Annotated in this window: 21 protein-coding genes, 1 tRNA gene and 1 pseudogene; 12 read left to right on the forward strand and 11 right to left on the reverse strand. The window is 51.6% G+C overall.

What is annotated here, in order from left to right; genetic code table 11:
* Positions 1 to 26 precede the first annotated feature (26 nt).
* The gene (gene glmU, locus N5098_RS07750; protein WP_267637196.1) at positions 27 to 1217 is read left to right on the forward strand and encodes a bifunctional sugar-1-phosphate nucleotidylyltransferase/acetyltransferase; all 1191 of its coding nucleotides are present in this window, start codon (positions 27 to 29) and stop codon (positions 1215 to 1217) included.
* A complete protein-coding gene (gene glmS / locus N5098_RS07755) occupies positions 1217 to 3031 on the forward strand; it encodes a glutamine--fructose-6-phosphate transaminase (isomerizing) (protein WP_267637197.1) in 1815 nt (604 codons plus the stop codon). The genes glmU and glmS overlap by 1 nt, the downstream gene beginning before the upstream one ends.
* A 53-nt stretch (positions 3032 to 3084) precedes the next feature.
* Here the strand turns inward: glmS and N5098_RS07760 are convergent, their stop codons facing one another.
* Complete coding sequence (locus tag N5098_RS07760; RefSeq protein WP_267637198.1) at positions 3085 to 3378, reverse strand: 50S ribosomal protein L21e; 294 nt, start codon at positions 3376 to 3378, stop codon at positions 3085 to 3087.
* Positions 3379 to 3626: 248 nt separating this feature from the next.
* On the opposite strand from N5098_RS07760, the gene N5098_RS07765 reads away from it, so the two are divergent.
* Positions 3627 to 3698 (forward strand) — tRNA-Ala (locus tag N5098_RS07765).
* A 331-nt stretch (positions 3699 to 4029) separates the two neighbouring features.
* Here the strand turns inward: N5098_RS07765 and N5098_RS07770 are convergent.
* Entirely contained in the window at positions 4030 to 5277 is a 1248-nt protein-coding gene (locus tag N5098_RS07770; RefSeq protein WP_267637199.1) for a dienelactone hydrolase family protein, read from the reverse strand.
* A gap of 409 nt (positions 5278 to 5686) precedes the next feature.
* Positions 5687 to 6079 carry a hypothetical protein gene (locus tag N5098_RS07775; protein WP_267637200.1) on the reverse strand — a complete coding sequence of 131 codons (393 nt, stop codon included), beginning with the start codon at positions 6077 to 6079 and terminating at the stop codon, positions 5687 to 5689.
* A gap of 110 nt (positions 6080 to 6189) precedes the next feature.
* On the opposite strand from N5098_RS07775, the pseudogene N5098_RS17570 reads away from it, so the two are divergent.
* Together N5098_RS17570 and N5098_RS07790 are read left to right on the forward strand one after the other, a co-directional pair.
* Positions 6190 to 6982 (forward strand): annotated as a pseudogene (locus N5098_RS17570) (type I restriction endonuclease); the annotation flags it as partial.
* A 28-nt stretch (positions 6983 to 7010) separates the two neighbouring features.
* A complete protein-coding gene (locus N5098_RS07790) occupies positions 7011 to 7157 on the forward strand; it encodes a hypothetical protein (protein ID WP_267637202.1) in 147 nt (48 codons plus the stop codon).
* A 329-nt stretch (positions 7158 to 7486) separates the two neighbouring features.
* Here N5098_RS07790 and N5098_RS07795 read toward each other — a convergent pair whose 3' ends face one another.
* Entirely contained in the window at positions 7487 to 7693 is a 207-nt protein-coding gene (locus N5098_RS07795) for a hypothetical protein (protein ID WP_267637530.1), read from the reverse strand.
* Positions 7690 to 8427: a hypothetical protein gene (locus N5098_RS07800; protein ID WP_267637203.1), complete on the reverse strand. Its 738-nt coding sequence runs from the start codon at positions 8425 to 8427 to the stop codon at positions 7690 to 7692. The genes N5098_RS07795 and N5098_RS07800 overlap by 4 nt, the downstream gene beginning before the upstream one ends.
* 48 nt (positions 8428 to 8475) lie before the next feature.
* Here N5098_RS07800 and N5098_RS07805 point away from each other — a divergent pair, with 48 nt between their 5' ends.
* The gene (locus N5098_RS07805) at positions 8476 to 8718 is read left to right on the forward strand and encodes a hypothetical protein (RefSeq protein ID WP_267637204.1); all 243 of its coding nucleotides are present in this window, start codon (positions 8476 to 8478) and stop codon (positions 8716 to 8718) included.
* Positions 8719 to 9066: 348 nt separating this feature from the next.
* Positions 9067 to 9765, forward strand: coding sequence for a TIGR02391 family protein (locus tag N5098_RS07810; protein ID WP_267637205.1), 699 nt, complete (start codon positions 9067 to 9069; stop codon positions 9763 to 9765).
* Positions 9766 to 10267: 502 nt separating this feature from the next.
* On the opposite strand, the gene N5098_RS07815 is transcribed toward N5098_RS07810, so the two are convergent.
* Both N5098_RS07815 and N5098_RS07820 read right to left on the reverse strand, forming a co-directional pair.
* Entirely contained in the window at positions 10268 to 10696 is a 429-nt protein-coding gene (locus N5098_RS07815) for an HIT family protein (RefSeq protein WP_267637206.1), read from the reverse strand.
* A gap of 531 nt (positions 10697 to 11227) precedes the next feature.
* Entirely contained in the window at positions 11228 to 11713 is a 486-nt protein-coding gene (locus tag N5098_RS07820; protein ID WP_267637207.1) for a TIR domain-containing protein, read from the reverse strand.
* 285 nt (positions 11714 to 11998) lie between these two features.
* Here N5098_RS07820 and N5098_RS07825 point away from each other — a divergent pair, with 285 nt between their 5' ends.
* Entirely contained in the window at positions 11999 to 12586 is a 588-nt protein-coding gene (locus N5098_RS07825) for a tyrosine-type recombinase/integrase (protein ID WP_267637208.1), read from the forward strand.
* Between the two features lie 514 nt (positions 12587 to 13100).
* Entirely contained in the window at positions 13101 to 14108 is a 1008-nt protein-coding gene (locus N5098_RS07830; protein WP_267637209.1) for a type IV pilin N-terminal domain-containing protein, read from the forward strand.
* Positions 14109 to 14267: 159 nt separating this feature from the next.
* On the opposite strand, the gene N5098_RS07835 is transcribed toward N5098_RS07830, so the two are convergent.
* Complete coding sequence (locus N5098_RS07835; RefSeq protein ID WP_368408003.1) at positions 14268 to 15671, reverse strand: protein adenylyltransferase SelO family protein; 1404 nt, start codon at positions 15669 to 15671, stop codon at positions 14268 to 14270.
* Positions 15672 to 15816: 145 nt separating this feature from the next.
* Here N5098_RS07835 and N5098_RS07840 point away from each other — a divergent pair, with 145 nt between their 5' ends.
* Positions 15817 to 16053 (forward strand): hypothetical protein, encoded by a 237-nt coding sequence (locus N5098_RS07840; protein ID WP_267637210.1) that lies wholly within the window; start codon positions 15817 to 15819, stop codon positions 16051 to 16053.
* Positions 16054 to 16152: 99 nt separating this feature from the next.
* On the opposite strand, the gene N5098_RS17770 is transcribed toward N5098_RS07840, so the two are convergent.
* Positions 16153 to 16425, reverse strand: coding sequence for a DUF6199 family natural product biosynthesis protein (locus N5098_RS17770; protein ID WP_464379748.1), 273 nt, complete (start codon positions 16423 to 16425; stop codon positions 16153 to 16155).
* 717 nt (positions 16426 to 17142) lie between these two features.
* On the opposite strand from N5098_RS17770, the gene N5098_RS07845 reads away from it, so the two are divergent.
* A complete protein-coding gene (locus N5098_RS07845) occupies positions 17143 to 18339 on the forward strand; it encodes an ABC transporter substrate-binding protein (RefSeq protein WP_267637211.1) in 1197 nt (398 codons plus the stop codon).
* A 328-nt stretch (positions 18340 to 18667) separates the two neighbouring features.
* Here the strand turns inward: N5098_RS07845 and N5098_RS07850 are convergent, their stop codons facing one another.
* Entirely contained in the window at positions 18668 to 19423 is a 756-nt protein-coding gene (locus N5098_RS07850) for a CPBP family intramembrane glutamic endopeptidase (RefSeq protein WP_267637212.1), read from the reverse strand.
* Between the two features lie 525 nt (positions 19424 to 19948).
* Between N5098_RS07850 and N5098_RS07855 the strand changes: the two genes are divergently transcribed.
* Positions 19949 to 20665, forward strand: a complete 717-nt coding sequence (locus tag N5098_RS07855) for a class I SAM-dependent methyltransferase (RefSeq protein WP_267637213.1) — start codon at positions 19949 to 19951, stop codon at positions 20663 to 20665.
* Positions 20666 to 20785: 120 nt separating this feature from the next.
* On the opposite strand, the gene N5098_RS07860 is transcribed toward N5098_RS07855, so the two are convergent.
* Positions 20786 to 22096, reverse strand: a complete 1311-nt coding sequence (locus tag N5098_RS07860) for a M28 family peptidase (protein ID WP_267637214.1) — start codon at positions 22094 to 22096, stop codon at positions 20786 to 20788.
* Positions 22097 to 22177 lie beyond the last annotated feature (81 nt).

Consider the following 22177-nt stretch of genomic DNA (forward strand, 5'->3'; position numbering starts at 1 on the left):
TACTTTCGGCAAAATCATATACGTATATGAATTTCTCGACGGCGGTCGTCTTGGCGGCGGGTGAAGGCACACGGCTTCGCCCACTGACAGACAACCGTCCCAAGCCGATGTTACCGGCAGCCAACCAACCAATTCTGCAACATGTCCTGAACGCGTTGGTCGAAGCAGGCATACAAGAGATTGCGATTGTTGTCGGCTATCGGCGCGAGCGGATACAGGAATATTTCGGCTCGCAGTATCGTGATACGCAGATAACGTACGTTACTCAAGAGAAGCAACTTGGCAGCGGACATGCGCTACACCAAGCCCGTCACGCCGTTGACGGTCCGCATATCGTCGTCAACGGAGACCAACTCGTCGACGGGGAGTCTGTTGCCCGTGTCTGCCATGCGTTCGACGAAGCACCGGGACCTGTTATGGCAGTGGTCAACCGCGCCCACGCCAACCGGTACGGTGTTGTTAAACTGGACGGCCAACAGGTAACAGAGCTTATTGAAAAGCCTGATACAGACGAACACCGACTGATTAACGCTGGTGTGTACGCTTTTGACGACGATGTCTTCGAGACTATCGAAAACATACCACGGACAGATGGCGAACTCATGCTCACGGATGTGCTCGACAGACAGATTGATAACACCTTCGTTCAGGGGACGCGCATCGAAGGACTCTGGGCCGATGCAACGTACCCTTGGGACTTACTAAACGTCGCTCAAGAGATCTTCGAACGTGGCCGAACTGGTGTGTCTGAGCAGGATGACCAGGTCTGGATAGATGATGATGCAGCTATCCACGATTCAGCGACGGTACAGCCGCCGGTTGCTATCGGGCCAAACTGCGAAATCGGCCCGTCCTCAGTTGTTGGTCCAAACGTCTCACTTGCGGAGAATTCGACGGTCGGTGCGAATGTTACGATACGACGATCTGTCGTCGGCAACGATTGTCGTATCAGCCATGGCTCAACAGTCGTCGATACTGTGCTAGGACAGGATGTACATCTGGGTATAAATGTCGCCATCCCTGGCGGGCCAGCTGATGTTCGAGTTGGAACGGAAATCGTCGAATCACGGCAGTTAGGCGCGGTGCTCGCCGACCGTGTCCGTGCAGCTGGAAACGTTGCATTCGAGCCAGGAACGCTGGTCGGTACCCAAGCATCTATTAAGACTGGTGCGACAGTTGGTGGACTTGTTAGTGAAGGCGTGGAGGTGGTTCGCTGATGTGTGGCATTATTGGCTGTATCGGACGCGGCTCTCAGACGCTCGATACGCTCGTCCATGGTCTTAGCAAACTCGAATACAGGGGGTACGACTCCGCTGGCGTTGCGCTCGGTGGAACAGAGCTTTCGGTCTCAAAAACCGCTGGTGAGGTTGCCGACCTGCGTGAAAAACTCAATGGGCAGAACCTCCGAGGCGGCGCTGGAATCGCCCACACTCGATGGTCTACTCACGGGCCACCCACCGACGAGAATGCTCATCCGCACACTGACTGTGCCGATTCGGTGACAGTCGTCCACAATGGTATCATAGAGAACTATCAGTCGCTGCGCGATCAGCTTGTTTCCGATGGTCATACATTTACCAGCGATACGGACACTGAGGTTGTACCCCACCTCATCGAGACCTATCTATCAGCAGGCGAGAACCCAGCAGATGCTTTCCGGGCTGCTATCAATGATATCCAAGGTAGCTACGCCATTGCCGCACTAATCGACGGCGCAAACGGACTGTTCGCTGCTCGGAATGATTCACCACTCGTTGTGGGGCTTGGTGATGGTGCAGATTTCAACACAGAGGGAGGAGTTTTCTACCTTGCCAGTGACGTACCGGCGTTCCGTGATTTCACCGACGAGGTAGTGTACCTCGAAGATGGAGAGTTTGTACGCTTTGACCGTGGGATACAGGTAACCGATCGCAGTGGCACAGTTGTTGACAAAGACGTGCATACAATCGACTGGGATGCAGAAGAGACTGGCAAAAGCGGGTACGACCATTTCATGCTCAAAGAGATTTACGAGCAACCGCGTGCGCTTCGTCAATGTCTGCGGGGCAGAATCGAAGAGCAGACAGCGACCGTCGATATTGGTGACCTTGGTGGGCTGAATCCCACGGGCGTACAGCTTGTTGCCTGTGGAACTTCCTACCACGCAGCGAAATACGGGGCGCAACTGTTCCGTGACGCTGGCGTGTCGGCCCAAGCGTTACTTGCCCACGAGTACGCAACTGCTCCACCGCCGATTGGGAACGACCTTGTTGTCGGTATCAGCCAAAGTGGCGAGACTGCGGATACTCTCTCGGCGCTTCGAGAAGCACGTCGTCGTGGTGCACGGACGCTTACGGTAACGAATACGGTTGGGTCAACAATGGACCGCGAGTGTGACCATACTCTCTATATCCGGTCAGGTCCCGAGATTGGTGTTGCCGCAACCAAAACGTTCGCTGGGCAACTCACTGCGCTGAATCTGCTCTCATTGGCGACCAGTGAGGGATCGAACAAGCGACGTACGGTGGTACCAGCGCTCCGTGACCTCGCGGGCCACGTACAGCGGATTCTGGATTCGTCAGCCGCGTCGACGGTAGCTGAACAGTATGATGACGCTGAGTCATATTTCTTTATTGGGCGCGGATACCAGCATCCAGTCGCGCTAGAAGGTGCACTAAAGCTCAAGGAAATTAGCTACGAGCACGCCGAAGGGTTCGCTGCTGGCGAGTTGAAACACGGCTCTCTTGCGCTCGTCGATGAGAACACGCCCGTGTTTGCAATTGTTGTCGGCGATGGCGAGAAAGCGCAGAAAACGGTGGGGAACATCAAGGAAGTTGAGGCACGTGATGCGCCCGTCGTTGCCGTCACCGACGGCCAAAGCGACGCCGAGCGCTACGCTGATCATGTACTCACTATCCCAGAGAGTCGTCCACGAACCGCCGCGGTGTTAGCAAACGTCCAGCTACAGCTAGTTGCGTACCACGTCGCTGACCGTCTCGGGCGATCCATCGATAAACCCCGAAATCTAGCCAAAAGCGTCACTGTCGAGTAGTTCAGTCACCGGAGACACGCAAAACAGATTCTTTATTCTCGACGCCCGGTTGTCTATTCTTCTTTGAGCGTGATGTGTGCAGGCAGGGTGATGAGTTTCTTTTTCGTGGTATCATCCGTAATTTCGACCTGATAGGCTTCTCCCTGCTCACCGACGACAGTTCCAACCTCACCGTTGAACCGAGGGTGGAACCGACCATCTTGTACGCTCGGGTCGAGACTCAAGTGTACCTTGTCGCCGTCGTCGAACTTCTCGACTGTCTGCTCTGGCGGGGAAGTTCCTCGTGAGCGTGCGTCGTTCTGGAGCTTGTGCCGCGTCCCTTGCTGTGGTCCGTTAGAGTTGGGCATTCGTGTGGTGTCGTTATCTTGTCGTGCTTATAAATGGAGCGTTCTGTCACCGTTGTAGATTAGAGATGGCTCAGGAAAGCGGTTACCGACTGGGGTGTTCACTGATGTCGTCCATATCCTACAACCGCAATCGGACAATCAGTAGTAACGGGCGCTGTTCATCGGTGGATTCGTGTGCCTCTCATACAATGTGCAGGCCTTTCCGATGGGTTTAAACAAGCAGACCGTGAACTGATGAATGCCTACGCGGGCTCGTAGATCAGTGGTAGATCACTCCCTTGGCATGGGAGAGGCCCCGGGTTCAAATCCCGGCGAGTCCACTACCTTTCCTCCGCCGTATACAGGGCTCACTACCGCAAGGTAGGAGTTCTGTATCGGCCGGATTCGCCATTTTTGGGCCAAGAAACAATCCCTCAGTAAAGAGAGTTCAACAAAAATTAGACGCGGGTAGCCGCAGTCGTGCGGTTTTCGCAGGGAGTAGGAGGTGGTCGAAATGACCCGTTACGACAACGGTGTTGACCCCGTCCCACCGATCTGCGAATACTGCGGCTGCGTTATCAACTATTCACGATTGAAGCACTACTACAGCGAGGGAAGCCGCGCTGGTGCTGGTTCGAGAAACCTGACACTGCATGATTACTGTAACTGCTGTCATGTCGATGCGAAAATCCAGTCGGCAAGATCGGTGATTACTCTTTTATCAACATTTTTATGAAATAATACAGGCTCTAGTATCGACCGCGGTTGTTCACCTCGCTGACAGTTATGATTCAGTTCCGATCCTCGATGGATGGTATCTCGATCATTCGAAAGGACTTCTCGCCAACGCTCCCGTTTCTCTGCTGGGGCCTGCCGATTCAATTCCATTTCGTACAGTAAAAGTGGCGTCGAAAGGGACGCTGCTGTCTCAAACTGGTCGTAGTTCCACATTGAGTTCAAAAATACCGATGGCTGGTTGTCTGCAGACTGCGAGTGAAACTGCTCTTTTTGCGTCCTGTAATTTTTGACGGCCTGCTCAAAGTGGGGAGGTACCAGCCCGTCGATTTTAAGGAGATTTCGCAACTGTTGACCATCTCCCTCCAGCGGTTTTATAACCGGAGGATCGAGCGCTGCAACGCCTCCCGCATCGCCATACTGGCGAGCCATTTCGAACGCACAGCGGCCACCCTGGCTGTGGCCAACAAAGACGACGGAATCGGTATCGACACGTTTCGCAGCTCGTTGTGCCGCCCGTACACCATCGGTGAAATAGAGGTTTTCCAGCGTCCGTTTTTCCTCGGGTATCTCGGTGACTGCCTCCCGTTTATCATATCGTAGTGTCGCGATGTTTTCTGTGGCCAGGCCCCACGCAATATCCTGAAACAGTTTGTTTGGACCGACGGTTGCATTTTTGTCAATCTCACCAGCACCCGGGACAAGAACCGCAACAGGGACGCTCTCGCTTGAAGTCGGGACAGTGGCAATGGCGTCGAGTTCTGTTCCCTCTGCATCGAGTGTGATTGAATATTCTTCGAAATCCGATGCATCCGCATACGACGGCGGCGTGTATCTGTCGGGACTGGAGAGGTTGACAGCGTTCCCATCACGATCGAACTCAACGGAGAGCTCTTGTCGAGAGTCTTCACACTCGAACGTGAGGAGGACAGTGACCATTTCGTCTGTTTCGTTCATCTGACGGGCAGAGACGCTTTTGATATCACCGTTGAGAGCCCGCACTGCACATCGCAATCGGCGAAGGAAAAATTCGAGGTCATCGCCCAGCGGCAAGTTGTGTCTCGCTCGGATTTCGTCGACGAGTTGTATCTTTTCTGGCCCGAACAGCGCAACAGCGTCGTCGAAGTCCCTGTCGCGAACTGCTCTTCCGAAAGAGACTGCGATGTCGGCGTGTGACGGTGACATTGTTGTTGACCGCCTATTCAATGGTCAATCTTTTAACAATATCGTCTCTGGTCTTCGGGGGCGCTGTCTTGTTGGGGAGCGTTTTGAGGCTTGAGAACAAGGACGCGCCCAGGCCTCTGTCAAGGCGTTCGGTGTGTGTGGCAACAATCTATAGGATGGTCTCTTCGTAATGTCATCTATTGCTGCTTCAGACCTGAACCTATAGATTTAATGACTCTACTATCGACTGGCAGTTCAGGACTGCCGATGCCCGCATCAAACTCTGCCGGCTATATCCAACAAATCACGATTGAAGCGACATTAGGGGTATTTTTCGTATCAGTTATGCTCCGTTAATTTGCTCTCTCACCACATCTATCAGATTATTAACAATTCCATCAAATCCCAACCGATAAGATATAGCAAAGCTCTATGCAATGGAAAGAACACAGAAGTAGTGCTTCAGGAGCTTTTCATTCTTATAAAGCAGTTTACGAAGATCCTCAGCAACGTTTGGCTTCGCCTCTCCCGCCCTTTGTTGAAGTTGTAGACTCTGCTCATAGTCGTCCACTACACGCTTTTGAAACCGGGGAAGTACGCTGAGCATAACATTCTCGTGTTGTCTGCTCACCTGCTGAATGGTCTTTGCGATGAGATCGTCAATTAGGGTAGTACTCTGAGTTACGAACTCGTCGACTGCTACCAGTATCTCATAGCTGTCTTGGTCAGTGTCGGGATAGGAAACAGACGAACGACCGTTGTATTCAATAAGAATCTCCTGTGATTGGTCGTCATATGTGAACTCGGGAGCCTGCTCGGACATATCAGGCTACTTGATTGGATGATTGTTAATATTGACTATTCGACTGGTAATTCAAACCAGTCGTAAGCAATATCAGGGAAACATATTCATTTTGCAAAGCAACGGTACGTATGGTTACCATCCCGTCCGAGGGCGGCGTCGAGCGCTCGCTCCTCTCATGGCTCGATGGCGTTGGATGGGAAACACACGGATTAGACGGTGGGCGGGGTGCTGGCGTTCTTGATGAGGCCTACGAGCGGAGCAACTGCGAGGTAGTCTACTGGGACCTCCTTGCAGAGCAGGTCGTCGCGCTGAACGAGGATGTGAACGCGGAAAATGTGGGCAAGTTCATCTTCGCTCAAGCGCAATCTCGACGTAGAGAACTTAATGGATAGCAACCGCGCATTCCACCAGTTGCTGACTAAGGGGAAATAGTTCAGTGTCCAGCGCGATGACGGGACGAGTGAGACGGTCTACGTCGACCTCATCGACCACCAGAACCCCGAGAGCAATCGCTTCCACGCAGTCAACCAGTTCTCCGTCTCTCGTGGTGGGACACCCATCCGCCCCGACATCACCCTATTCGTCAATGGCATCCCGCTGGTGACGATGGAACTGAAAAGCCTTGCGCAGGATAACGACTACTACGACGCTATCAGCGACCTTCACGCCTACGAGGAAGACATTCCCCGCCTGTTCGTTCCTGGCCTGTTCAACATCGCCACCGGCTCGACAGAGTTGCGCTACGGTGGCGTCGGTGCCCCTACGCAGTTTTACATGAAGTGGGCTGATGCCCCACCGGAGTACGCTGACAAAAATGACAACAAGCAAGCGATAAAGGCACTTTGAAACCCCAAAACGGCCGTAGACATCCTGGAAAATTTCGTGTTCTACGAACGCCGGGCCGGGGGCGACGCGAAGATCACGCAGAGCCACCACAGGAGGCCACAGCATGAGTGGTCAATCGCAGGGCGATACTGAGCGGTCAGTGGCTCGTGGCGAGTTGGTCGAGACTGTAAGCGATGTGGATGAGCAGGTAGAGTGTAGCGAACCCCAGTCCGATCCAGATCCCCATTATCAGCATGAACCCCTCGTATGAGATAGCAGTAATGAAGAATCCCGGCAATATACAGGCGATGAGAATCAGTACAACTGTCTTACCGTACCGAGGGGACGAATCAGAGGGCATAGTGTCGACTCAATACGGAGAGCTATTCGGTCTTACGGTCTTTCTTTCGTGAGAGTCAGGAATAATCGGTCACTCCAGTTGGAGACTGACCGCTCGGAGGGGTCGCAATGACCTGCGAAACCGATCTCGACACAGAACACATGAGCAAGCCGTCGACGCCCGCACTACCGAGCATCTCGTCGACTTAGAACAGACCCATCTTGACGCCCGCTTCTGGCGTACAGCCTAACAAACGAGAGTCACTTCGGGCCGTCCTGCTCGACGGCCTCCTGCATCGCTTCTTTTTCATCCTTGCCCGGCTGTGGCTTGTACGGCTGTTTAGAGGCGAACCAGCGGCCGAAGCCAGCGAGCCGTTCCATGCCGTAGCGCGTCGGGACAACCATCCCCGCAAGGAACGCCAGTAGCGCCACACTCAGCGACGAGAAAGAGGCCAGCCCGCCAGTCATCCGATCCACCTCCGGACGACTCCATGGGACTCTCGCTCGAACCGTAGTGTCACCTCGTCGGTGTCCTTCGGCACGCCGCCCGAGTTCTCTGTCTCGTGCCAAACGTGCGTTGTGTCGTCGTCTCTCACCGTGAGAGCAAATGATTCATACTGATATGGCAACAACCACAGCTGGGCTTGAGTCGATCCGTCTTCCGTTTTCCTCACCCGTCCGCTCGTGGGAAATATGCCGGCAGATCGCACCCATTCAGCATTTGGGATAGGGTCGCCGTGAGCATCTTGAACCGTAACGATAACGTCCCGAAACTCACCGGTCGGGATAACCACGCCGTCCGGTCTTAAGACTGTCTCACCGAGCCCGTCGTCTGTGGCATCGAGTGTCTGCACGCTATCGAGGAGAGGCCCACTCTCAAATCGAGTGTGTCTGTGCCCGCTATCGACGGCTTCGGCGTGGTCGCGGTCGGGGACGTGCTGGCGGCTCAACCGGACCACCTCGACGAGCCAGCCGTCGGTCCCAGGCTGGCCGAGTCTGACACGCGCTCCGGTGCTGATTCGGTTGGCGATGCGTTGTGCCCAGTCTGGGAAGCCGACGGTGTCGAAATGCCGACCCTCACGGACCTGGACTGTCCAGAATTGTTCTGTCTTACTTGTCGCTGTGTGCATCCATACAGGCAAGACGTAGACGAGCGATTCCAAAAGGCGAGGCGCTGGTTTATGTCCAAGTATAAACTCCACATCCCCCAGATTCGGGCATTTTAGTAGATTCTCTGCCTGCTTCTGTGTATGTCACAGAGTACTGCCGAAACAGCCGTCTTGCAGGCTATCACTGGCGATGGGGCGCTCAGTCCCTACGGGACCGCGAAGGTACAAATGCAGGATACGACGGCTTACGCCGCCATTCCTATCGAGGTCGCCTCAGCTTACGATGTCCAGCAGGGCTACGAGGTTCAGCGGGCTTATCACGCAGAGACGGGCTGTCTTATCAACTGCCTGCGCCCCGAAGTGGACCTGTTCGGGGTGAAATAGCCGAAGTGAATTGAACGCTGACTTCTTCTATTTAGTGGTTCCCAATGAGATCTGAGACAAGTTCCGTGAGAATCCACAACGGAAGGATATACATCAACAAAATCGCAACAATTCCAATTGCATCTAATACTTGATTTTCAGTGGTTCCAGATGCTGTTTGGAGGAAGATCAAAATCACGAACCAAAGTGTGAGGATTTGGACCAATTCGTTTCTTTCCATTGCTACACACATTGTGATGAGATAAATACGAGTATTTTCTGATTGTCGTCGGATGTAACTGGTTTGATGGCTAATCGGGTACCCCGCAGCGAAATTAATATCCGAATTACTCTGTAATATGTTAACAAATGGTCCGAAAAGAATATGACGTAATGCAGGTGTGTTTGGAAGGACACAAAATAACTGGTGCATACAGTAATCCTGAGTTTCGTCAACCCGCCTGCGAAGAATGCGGCTCTGACACGATTCATCAATGTCCCAATTGTGACGCGGACATTAAGGGGCGGTATCTGGGAGGTGTCATAGGTGGGACTGGACCTGAAGTAAAAGAGTTCTGCGATCGCTGTGGAGAGCCTTATCCATGGGCCGATGAAGCTGAAGATTTTACAGAAGTCGACTCCTCAGTACTTGATAACGAACTGGTTGAAAGAAGCATTTCTCAGTATGAAAGTGGACACTACCAGAGTGCAGTTCAGTCCGCATTCATTGTCTTAGAAGAACGAGTACGCGACAGGGGAAATTTCGGACGTGATATTCACGGCTCGGATTTAATGACGGAGGCTTTCACGCCAGAAAGGGGGCCGCTTTCTTTTGGCGAAACCGGTAGCGAGCAGGAAGGAGTAATGTTCTTGTATCGTGGTGCGATGCAGTCATTGCGCAACCCAGCAAGTCATCGGTTTATCGAAGAGGTTGATGAAGAGTATGCTCGAGACGTGATTCATACAGTGAACCTACTACTCCGACTGATGGAATCAAACACATCCTCGGATACAACCTCTAAGCTTGAACAACGGGCAGAGAGTGACGCCGTTAATTCTGATAATTGAACATCTGCAATGGCCTTACGACTCGCTGTGATGATCAAATATGGGTTTCCGAGAATGTCCATAGACCCGGACAAACGCCGAGAGACGAGTGAAGCAGACCCTCATCGACATATCTGGACTTTAACCGGAGGGGACCACGAAAGCACAGCAAAACAGCGGTTCGGTGTACGTCGCCGTGCCGATTGACAAGGTCGATCATCACGGTATCGGACAGGGTGACGAAGTTGAACGAGCCTGCCACGCCGAAACGAACACGCTCCTGGTCTCTCTCGACGGGGAGCCTCTTTTCGACTTGTAGACTGTCCAATCAGCGTGTGATAGAATCATTCTTAACCGATCAGGTGTGGAGTGAAATGACTCTTGCAGAAATTCTAGGTGAATATGATATCTGCACTGGTATACGAGATATAGAGGATGTAGTCAGCAGACGATAAAAATCCCATTCAAAAACCGATTCAGTTGTTGGAATAAACTGTATACTGCCCAGAAGCGAAATCAAAAATTAGCATTCAGTGTCATTTAACCGTTCTTTGATGATTTCCGCGTCAGAGTCCATCTCTGGACGATCCAAGTCCAACCGCGGACCTTCCAAGCCAATTTTGTCCGTTTCTGATCTTGGCAACACGTGAAGATGAACGTGAAACACTTCCTGACCGGCTGCTCCCCCGTCTGCTAGCCAAAAGTTAATCCCTTTACTCTCTATTTCTGAAGCTCTGAGAGACTCAGATATCTTCATCCCCAGTTTAAACAGCTCTCCACCAGTATTATAGCCCAAATTTGATAGCGAGTCTGCATGTTCTTTTGGTATTACGAGGATGTGACCTCTGGTCATCGGCCGAAGCGTCATCATAGCCAAAGTACGATCATCCTGATAAACAAGGCTGCTCGGCGCGTCTCCGGCTACAATCTTGCAGAACTCACAATCTACCATAGTATTAGTTTTACAGTCAGAAGTTATTATTTGTTCTCCCATTCGTTATTTGGTACCGATAAAATACCTCAAATTAAACAAATCAGATTAAGATTATTGGTCGTAATTATATACCACAAATTTCAGGAAGCAACCACAAAAAGAAGACAAAAGCCGAATAGACTAATAATAGGATAAAAATCGTTCCGTGGAAAATCGCTAATGACCTTGAGAACATTAATTTGGGGATTGAGTCTACACTATACGCAGATGAATCCATCTTGAATTTCTCCCTATCTTGGTTTCCTGTCCTTGCGTCCTTGTACATAGCTCGATATCTTCGCTCAAGTTGGAGGTAGTATGCGTCTAAAATCCAGAATCCGAAGAGTGGTATAAACGCAATCAAGAGATGCAAATCGCTAGTCCGGAAGAGAAGGACTACGACAATAAGAGTGATCGACCATCCTTTGATTTTAAATAGATTTCCGGATAATCGAGTGATGATATCTTGAATAAATTCAAGATCTTTTGTATGGGGTTCATCGTCGCTCATTACCGGTCAACAATTTGAGCCGCTTTCTCCACCCAATCTCCTAAATTGTCGTGCCCATTATCGTCTACCCAATCATAGGTATTGAATATAGAAGACAGGCTATCACCTGTATCTGCGTCGTGATACTTTGACAACGGGTTTTTACCACGTTGATCTCTGTTTTCATCTTCATCTTTTATTTTGTGAATCCTAACACCGACTAACCCCATTCCAGATTCATAACTGTTCTCAATTTCGTAGTTTATCCATTTCCTATTGTATGTATCGCTACCAATTAAAACAACCGTGACAGAACAACCCTTCATTTGCTTATCTATCCACTCTCGAACTGCATCATCTCCCTCACGTTTTAATGATTCCCAACTTGCGCCATCAATAAATCCTGACTCCTGAACACCTTGGTCGACGACATCTGAATTCCTGACCTGACTAGCTCTCCAGATATCGTTATCGTAGTGAAAGCTAAAGAATGTCGTTCGTGCCATGCGTGTACTTTCATTTAGACAATAATTATATTCTTTGGTTAGTTGTAATTGAGATATCAAAATAGAAGCAGTTCTGGTAACACATTTGCGCGTTGTATCTTGCACGCGCGTCTTGACAACACTTAGACAAGAAAAGCGTGCGAATTTTTTCAGACACACTCTGTCCGCTTCTCACCATAGACCCGGACACTCACAGGGTAAACTGTCGCTGATTCCGGCCTGATCGGCCCGAGTCACCCCATCGATTCGGAGGTTTATGTCCGACTTCCCCACCATTACGGATGGATGAACCTCGAAGACTACCCCGAAGATGACGGAAAGAAAGTGTGGCTGTCCGAGCGAGAAGTACAGCAATTGCTGAACAAACTCGACGACACCATGCAGAGCGCCGCGGTGAAACTCGGCGTTCGGTGCGGCCTACGTACGCACGAGATCGTCGAAGTCGCACCTCAACATGTCGCCGACACTGACGCCGGGACGATGCTTCGAGTGTGGGTGTCCGCGAAGACCAATCACTATCGAGAGACGCTAATCCCGCCGGAGTTCGCAACCACCATTCAGACTACCGACGGCGTCCGTGATGAGCCCGCTGACGCACCGCTCGTCGACGTGACGAAGCGGACGCTTCGGCGCTGGATGGAAAACGCCACCGAGCAACTGCAAGAGGAGACGGACGATCCTGGCTGGCAGTTCGTCGGCTTCCACGATCTCCGGCGGACGTGGGCAACCCAGCTCCGGAGTGCCGACGTTGACGCGATGGTTGTCTGTGATTGGGGCGGCTGGGAAAGTCTTGAAACCTTCCTCGACCACTACCGCGGTACCCACACCCCGGAAGCCCAGCGATGGGAACGTCAGAAAGTCGACTGGCTGTAAGGCTATTTGTCGCTCTTGCGACTAACCGCGAACCGCATTATCCAGTGTAGGTATTGGCTGATTGCGTGTGTCTATTTCTCCATTGAGAGACTGCTGCCCAACCCAAGCTATTTCCCACAGTCCACTACCTTTCCTCCGTCGTATCCAGGGTACACTACCGCAAGGTAGGAGTTCTGTAACGGCCGGATTCGTCATTTTTGGGCCAAGAAACAATCCCTCAGTAAAGTGGGTTTAACAAAAATTGGACGCGGGTAGCCGCAGTCACGCGGTTTTTGCAGGGAATTGGAAGTGGTCGAAGTGACCCGTAAGCGGATTTCACCACAGAAGACCTCGACGAGAATGGATGTGATGTTCTGCTTAGCGAACACCTCACTAATCACTGAGAGTGGATACTGATCGGTCGAATCAATCGTCAGAACCAATTGGACAGTGAGCGTACTCTGGATTTGGGACTCCGGCATCTAACACCTGAGCAGCTCCCTTCTTGAGACGTATCAACTGCTACCTCGTTGCAGTGAGTAGCGACGGAACTCTAAACGGTTTTGCGACGCGACCGGTTTTTATTGCTTTAGGAAGTATATCTGATTTGATGGTCAAGCCACTATGTCTGGCGGCAGACCAAAAACGTGGTACATCTCCCATTATCGGGAACATCTTATTACTGGCCATTGTTATTGTTCTGGCAGTTGTAATGGTCACATTGTCCCTAAGTTTCCTTGAGGGACTACAACCCAAGTCCCCCAATGTAGTGACCGATGGCACAATCACCGATGGCGAAATCAGGTTCGTGCATAGATCTGGGGTCAATCTAGACACCTCGAATCTCGAAGTCGTCGTGAGGACGCAAGATGAGACGAAACGTGTGCCCTTTTCTCAGGGGACACTGACTGGAGAAGAGACATCTTTCAGTGCTGGCAACCGCTGGCGCTACTGTCAGGTTGCAGAACCTGGATCAGAGGTCGAAACAACGCTTGTTCACACACAGTCTAATTCTGTTCTCTCGAAGATCGAACAGTCCGCACAAGAGACACAGAAGACCGGGCTTGAGTACCGATGTGGTTCCGCTGCGCGTCGTAGTGGCCGTGGCGGTGGCTGGGCGACATTCTCGATGAAGAACTTCGCAACTGAAGATGTTGATATTGAGACAATTAAACTCTCCTCAGATACTGAAGCCACGAAATTAGATGGATTGAACGAAAGCGGCGTTGACCATACTGAAGTTTACATTGATGCTAACGGCGATGAAGTATACAACTACCCCCCGGAAGATGCGTATGCATATGCTTCCGGATCAGCGGATTATACTATTGGTTCGAAAATCGATGTAATATCCGTTGGTACATCAAATAACTACGCGAGTATTCAACCCGGTGCAACTGCTCACTTTTCACTCTATCAATTTCAAGATGCGTCCGACAACTACGCCGACATACGTGGAGCAAAGCTTACAGTGACAATCTACTTTATTGATCGTCCTCCCCGAACGTACTCAATCATCTTACCCCGAACACTGAGCGGTTGAGCCCCGGTCGAAATAGTGTCATATTCCACATAAAATGACGAAGGTCACCGGGTGAGATGACTCATGCGAACCAGGGAAATTGGAACGAAAAAAAATCACGCCGCGGACTGAATAAAGAAACCGTATTTCAACAACCGACATTCATCATATTAATGACATTCAAGTATTACAGTATGTCGTATACTCTGCATCGAACTCTCGTGGCGGTGGTTGCTGGAATTGTGAATCCATATCTTTCGATGTATAGGGATTTTCTACCACGGTTAACAACTCCTCGAATTTGGATAGATTCCCAGTTTCGAGATACTCATCCAGTGCCTCTTCAACCAGATAGTTGCGGGGGATATACCGCGGATTGGCTTCTTGCATCAACTCCTCATCTAAACCGACAGCAGCCAATTTATGGCGAAGCTGTTCGAATTCTGCAGTTGCAAACACTGAGTCATCAAACGTACCAGGCGTCTCTAATTCTAGGAACGTATTGGTGTAGTCTGCGTTCGATCTGCGAAGCCACGCTAAGAATTCATCGACCAGCTCACGGGAGCCATCTGAGTCGATACCCAGTTTCTTCCGCATCATCGTGTAGTACTGTGCATCAAATCGTTCCTCAAACTCGCCCAGCTTGTTTTCCAGTTCATCATACGTGAGCGCTGATTGTGTACACAGCGGTTGAAGTGCCTTTGCGAACCGTTCGAGATTCCATCGCAAGATGGGTCGCTGGTTTCCGAATGCATAGCGCCCGTGCTTATCGATCGAACTGAAGACTGCCTCCTCATCATAATAATTCATGAACGCGCAAGGTCCGTAATCAAATGTTTCTCCATCGACACTCATATTGTCCGTATTCATCACGCCATGGATGAATCCGACACGCAACCAGTCAACGACCATCTCAATCGAGGACTGTATGACTGCATCGAAGAACTCTAAGTATGTGCGATCCGTTTCATCTAGCTGTGGGTAGTGCCTGTCAATAACATAGTCTGTGAATCGTTGTAGCTCGTCGGATGCTTTGCCTGCAACATACTGGAATGTCCCGTACCGAATGTGGCTGTTCATCACTCGAACAAGGATGGCTCCAGGTTCTGTCCGTCGTCGTTCAACTGCTTCGTCAGTTTCGACGACTGCCAGACTCCTCGATGTTTTGATATGCAGGTTTTGCATCGCATATGAATACAGATACTCTCTGAGCATCGAGCTGACAGTTGCGTTGCCATCGCCTCGTCCAGAGTACGGTGTTCGACCGGACCCCTTCAGTTGAATGTCGTATCTATTATCATCGTGTACATGTTCGCCGAGAATTATCGCTCTCCCATCACCCAAGACAGTAAAACTCCCATACTGGTGGCCTGCATACGCCTGGGCGATTGGTTCTTCCAGGCGGTTCTGGCCTGCGAGAACGTCAGCATCGAGTTTCGCTGCATCCAATCCAAGATCAGCACACAGTCGGTCATTACGAACCAATATTTCGGGATTGGCGATACTTTTGGGCGTTACTCTCGAATAAAGATCTGAGTCTATATCTTTGTAAGTGGTATCAAACGAAAAGGGCATTAGTTTCATACGATGTTATGTTCCTTGTTTTAATAATCTTGTTTCGGGGCTGTTTCGAATCGAACAATTAGAGAACTTCAGATCGGCGTGTATTAGAGACACTCCCTGTATTCAGCACACACCATCTGTTATCTGTAGAACTGTAGTTCGGAACTTGAATAATAAGTACGACTCTGTCTCGAAAGTCACGCTCGACGGCATTCTCCAGACACTACCAAATTTCTTGGAGTTCCGTGCCAGCATCGACGTCGTCGAAGATGGGATCCGCGAACAGGTCATCATGCTGTCAACGATCAAATCGATTCCCTCTAGCCACAACGATTGGCTCAGGAACGTCCGAGGAAAGCCAACGAATGATTGCACCGCGACGAACCGCATGAGGAGACTGTGATGACGGACATTTCGACGAAACAGAGCCACCAAGCATGGGAGGCCATGCTTGATGCGTGACAAGAATACTCACTCTGGGAACGATATTTATTGATTGCCGTCAGCCGACAATCATGCTAAGGGCACCGATGGCACCAATGACCGACATTCCAATCCCCAGTATTCGAGTGAGGCCTACTTTCCAGTCCGCAGGTTCAACTTCTGACCACGATCGGCGGCTCCCAATGCTGTCAAATTGCTCTTGGAGTCGTGAGAGCTTATACGGCCAGAGGGCTCCAGGGAGACCGAAAGCTAACAAGACGGGGACTATTATTATGGCTTCCATATTGGCTCTCAACAGGTGGGTAGTATAGCTTTTGTGGAACAGCACCATATGCCAGCAGCCGATGACGCTTCTTCCAGCCGCAGTGAGGTCGTCATGGACAATAGAAACCGCTGGGTAGAGCCGGGAACACAGCCATCAGGAGCTGAGCGGTGAGGCAGATGACGGCCTCAATTCGATGTTGCCACAGAAAGCAGTCGAGTTGTGGACCCTGACGAGCAGTGTCTCGCGATTAGACACCGACCTGAGACTGCGACGCCGCTGAATCATAAGCTCTCTCCAGAGCAATTCGTCGCGGTCGGTACGCATCACGCGTAGATTCGCGAAGATTAGACTGCGGGTAACCGTCACGATATGACCGACGAGTACGGCCGCAAGCCGCTTATTACGACCTCTCAGGGGTGGCTTACTGAGGTCCCCATCCGCCAGACGGCCTACAAGTGGACCAGGCCCTGTATGATTTAAGAGTGCCCACACGACAGGGACCCAGAATCGTGCGAGTGGATGGAGTACACGCAGATGAGTGGCTGCCTATCGTCTCAACCGCCCCACGTGATGCAACGCGGATCAATGACAATCGACTTCGGGACGGGACACCCGAGGCAGTCATTACCAATCGAGTGAACGTTTCCAGAGACACAGTTAAACAGCACTACGAAAAGCGGACAGAGCGCGAAAACATGCAGACGCGGTGCGAGCTCTTTGAGGATTTAAACGGAGTTAGATAGGATCCAACACATTCTTGCGTGTTTAGGATGGCCTAAAAGTATGCAAGACGATTCCAGTGATTTTGAGGGGCCCACACGACGAGATTACATAAAGTACGGTGGCGCACTCGTCGGTAGCGGGTTGCTTGCTGGTTGTATTGACGGAGATGACTTCCAGTCCACGACAACAGAGACAGATTCTACGCCGACCACGACGAGGACAACCGACACATCAACTGAGACGCCGACCGAAGATGGTTCCTACTCCGTGTCGACAGTACCGGTCGGCGAAGTAAGCTTTGAGTCTGTCCCCGAAACGTGGGTCGCAGAAAACGCCAGTTGGGGAGACATGGGTGTCGCACTTGGCTTGGAAAAGCCAAGCGCAGTCGTCCTCACGGGAGAGTATCGGACGTGGGCATACGAAGACATTCCGTCTCTCTCTACAGACAAGGAAGATATGACTTCGCTCTGGCAGGATGGCATCTCTAAGGAGACTTTCTTGGATATTGACGCAGGCGTACACTTTATCGACCCGAACTATATGATTAATCTCATCCCCAACTGGAAGCGTGCGGATGTTACGGAGATGGCTGATCGTGTTTCTCCTTTCTGTGGCAATACGAACTTCTCGACGTATCCGTGGCACGAGGACTATCCATATTACTCGCTGTACGAAGCCACCGAGAAAGTCGCACAAGTATTCCAGCGAATGGACCGCTTTGAAGCGCTTCAGAGGCTCCACAACGAGACCATTTCAGGCATACAGGAACGACTGCCACCCGAGAGCGATCGTCCGGATATCGCGCTGCTCTCCCCAGCATCAGCCGAACCGAAAAAATACTATCCCTACCGACTCGGGGATACGACTGCATACAAACACTGGCATGACCTCGGTGTGAGCGATGCGTTTGAAGATTCAAACATCCAGAGTTTCACCTCCGACCGCGGCACCATCGATTACGAGACACTAGTCGAGATCGATCCAGAGATAATGATGTTCTACACTGACAAGTATTGGACACGCTCGGAATTCCGTGAGACGTACCTAAGCTTCCTCCAAGGTCATAACGTAGCGAACCAACTTAGCGCGGTCAAGAACGGAGAAGTCTACCGGGCAGGCGGGATGTATCAAGGCCCGATTATCAACCTCGCAAAGACCGAGCGTGCTGCAAAACAGCTATTCTCCGACATCTTTGATCAAGACGAACGGCTGTACAGTCGCCAACGAATCGCCGATATCCGGAACGGAGATATTTAGCGTAGAAGACGCTGTCATTGTACTGGGTCCTATTAGAGAGCAATTTCAACAACTCCCACAACAAGTGTACGGGACTGTCCGAAACACGTGCGTGCCCGGAGTCTAAGTATACTGTTGGTTAAATATCAAAACACGGATTCGACAGCCGGTCGTTGATAATAGCCATTATTATTCTGACTGGAATTGTGCGCTATATCCAGTGGGTAAACTCTCTGTGTGTCAGTGCAGTCAGCGAACGATAGAAAGCTAACAGGAGGTGAGTGCTGATCTTGTCTTTATCATCTGGTGATATGAAAATAAAACGATGGTTTTTGTATGAGACACTAGCTCAAAGCAAAAGAGAGCTAAAAGCGTATAGATTGACCAGTGCATGAGCGATTGCTGGTGCTAATATCGTGTTATGGTGCTGGTACAGATACCCGAACAGACACCCCTGAGGAAAAAGAAAAAGAATCGTCACGACCATCGACGTAGCTCCTCCAATGTAGAATAACGAGGCATACAGCAAAGCGAAGGCTGTGCCCGAAACCAGTATTGCTCCACCCGCTGACAGCGAGGTTCTCGCGTGTTCCTGCAAGACGCCACGGAAAAACGCTTCATGAACCAGCGGTGTTAGCACCACTGCACCAATAAAAAGAACAGGTGTGCCGAAGTTTACTGCGGGGTCGAATCGCAACGCGATAACTGTTATACCATCAACAAGACTCGCTCCCCACAGCAACTCACCAACACCAGCAAGTACGATTCCTGTAGCGACACTGCTCACTACCGTTCGACCCCCAATTGGGTTGGCGAGAAGGGAGCGAAATTTTCTCCCGATGATGCGTGTGTACCAGGTGACGATAATGGACGCTGAGATGACGTGGGCCCACGTCACTATCGTGTCGTACTGCCACCGTTCCATTCCCCAGATGAACATAAACGGAAGCATCAAAACGCCCGGAAGCATATACCAAGCAAATCCGAGCCCCGCAACCCCAAGAAGAGTTGACTTGGGTCCAGCTATCCGGCTTTGCTGGACCGAGGCCACCGCCATCTCTTGAAGGGTGACACGGTTTTCTATAATTTTCTGTAGGAATCCCACTCTATCACTCACTGGCTTTAGAAAGCATATAAATATAGGGAAACGTTCACACGCTGTGTTCAAATTCGGATTGGAAAGTGAGGCATAGCGTGGTCTGCGTGGCCCCACCCGAAAGCGCGCTACTAATATCTAAGACCAGTGAACCGGTGGGCTCGGTACTCAGGGGAGGACCGTATCGACTACTGCTGTTGACTACGCGGTCTGCGTGGTTCACTGCGTTATTGATGGCTGTTAGATGAATTGCCACTCGTTGCGGTGTGTGTTTGGCCTGTACTGACTACCTACCGGACAGTTGTCGAGAACGTCTCTGGCCCGTTGTATAACTTCTTGAGTGGACACAACGCTCATGCTTATCCCACTGAGTGAAGGAACCTAATACACAGAGACCAACGCGACCTGTAATAAGACACGCAATAGCTCATAACTTGGGCAGGCGACGACCGGAGCTTTCGACTGTATTAGGTATGTAACTTCAACTCATACCACCCTCTGTTTTATTCAGGTCCCACGAAAAGTGGTTTTTGGATGTCATCTGACCCGTTTGGTCGTGCACTCCGCGACCACTACCGCGACGAACGCGAGGAACCGCTGCAACAGCGAGACGGTGAGGAAGTTATCGAACACCCAATTGAAGAGTTCTACTTCGGAGAGTTTACTGCCGACCACGAGTGGGCAGGGTGGCTCGAATCCCGTCTTCAGGGGCCACTACTAGATTTGGGTGCTGGCGTTGGCAAACACGCGTTGTACTTTCAAGAGACGCTTGATACCGTCGCTCTCGAAGTCAGCGACGACCTTGTCGCCGTAATGGACGCTAGAGGCGTCGAACACACTTGCCAGGGAGATATGTTTGACCTTCAGGACCACTTCGAGCGCGACCAGTTTGGCTCTGCACTCGCGTTTGGGACGCAGGTCGGACTCGCTGGGTCGATGGACGGTCTCCGCACGTTTTTGTCGGACTTGGCGTACGTAACTCAACCTGGCGCAACTGCTCTCGTGGACTGTATTGACCCCAAGCGCAAAGGAGTCTCTGAACTGCTCGGCTACCGACCTGACCCGGCTCCAGGGCTTGCCTTTCGTGTTATGACCTTTGCCTACGCCGGAACAACGAGTGGTATCCTCCTGTTTCGGCTGTTCAGCCCGAATAGAATCGAAGAGGCGACGGTCGGTACCTGCTGGGAAGTTAACGACATCAGATACGGTGATGAGTCGACAAGCCACTACGTTGCTGCGCTCTCAAAGTAGTCCGTGCAATCGGGATACAACGCACTCGAACAGTGCGCGTTCATACCTCTGCTTGGGGCGGCTGGGGTGGCCGGAGAAAAATAACAACTGCATAACGAGTTTCGGCAGTTTCCAACTCGCTTAGCTAATATCGAGACCCTGTGCTTTGGCCCGCTCCTCGATTGTTTTCGCGTCGACATGCTGTGGTTCTCGTTTGTCTCTTGCCAGTTCGGCAACGCCGGACGCGACGAGGACGGCGAGGTCACGGAAATCTCGCTTATCCAGTTTGTCAAGGGTGTCTGCATGGGTGTGGCCCCAACCCCTGTCATCTGAATCAGAGGCAGAATGGGCCATCAAACCGGGAACGCCGTTCTTGACGAACGGCCAGTGGTCGCTGTGTGGAACAATCTCGTCATCGACTTCAATTGGTGTCTCTAGTGACTCGCTTACGGCTTCGAACGCTGAGGTAAGTTCGTCGAACCCGTGCGTTCCGACAGCAAGCGTCCGACTGCCTCCAATCGCATCGAGGTTGATGATTGCCTTGATGTCGTCGAGAGGTCGCGTGTCCGCCATGTGGGCGGACCCGCGTAGGCCGATTTCCTCTGCGCCGAACGTGACGAATTCTACGCCGACAGTGAGGTCGTCTTCAATTTGTGAGAGTAACCGTGCAACTTCACAGACGAGCGCGGAGCCTGCGCCGTTGTCTTCGGCTCCTTCGGCGATATCGTGGGCGTCGTGGTGTGCGCTGACAAGGAGTCGTTGTTCGGTATCCGGTCCGAGGACGCCTGAGACGTTCCGAGAAGCCGTCTTCTCGTTGCGACAGTCCACTGACAGCGTCGCCCTAAGGGGCTTGCCTTCACAGTGGCGGACGAGTCGGTGGCCAAGTTCCCGCGAAACACCGACCGCCGGAATGTCGCCTGGACCATTTTCTTGATGGATTCCACCTGTCGGCGGAAGACAGCCTTCGACGTGGTTTCGGAATACGAACCCGACTGCCCCAGCCTCAACTGCTGCCTCGTACTTCTCTTTTCGATGAATCCAGCGGTCATGAGTTTCGGGAGTCTTGCTTGATGCCATCGCAATCGCTCCATCGAGATCTGCTGTCTCGAACTCTGCTGGGGTGCCGTGACCGACATCGACGAGTTCGGCCGACTGGTCACCTTTGGGCGTCCCGGGAAGTGAGAGTACCTGATGTTGCTGAACGTAACTCCGTTCTTGCTCGGGCAGCCCAAGCGCGGAACTTTCTCGCCACCAGCCCGGGACTTCGAACTCCTCGACAGCAACATCACGGAGTCCGACCTCCTCAAACGTCGATGCGATACATTGTGCCCCATCCCGTTCACCATCCTGTCCTGCCATCCTGTTCTCGATATCAACCAGAGACGTAAGCGTCTTCCAGGCAATCGAGTTACGATACGCATCACCGATGACCGCATCAGGGAGACGTGCCATATCGTCACAACTAGTCCATACTCCCTGAATCTATTGGTCACAGCAAGCCGGGTGTGGTTCCATGGAGAGAGAAAGCGTGAC

The sequence above is a fragment of the Halovenus rubra genome (assembly GCF_026586665.1).
In the GTDB taxonomy this organism is placed as follows: Archaea; Halobacteriota; Halobacteria; order Halobacteriales; family Haloarculaceae; genus Halovenus; species Halovenus rubra.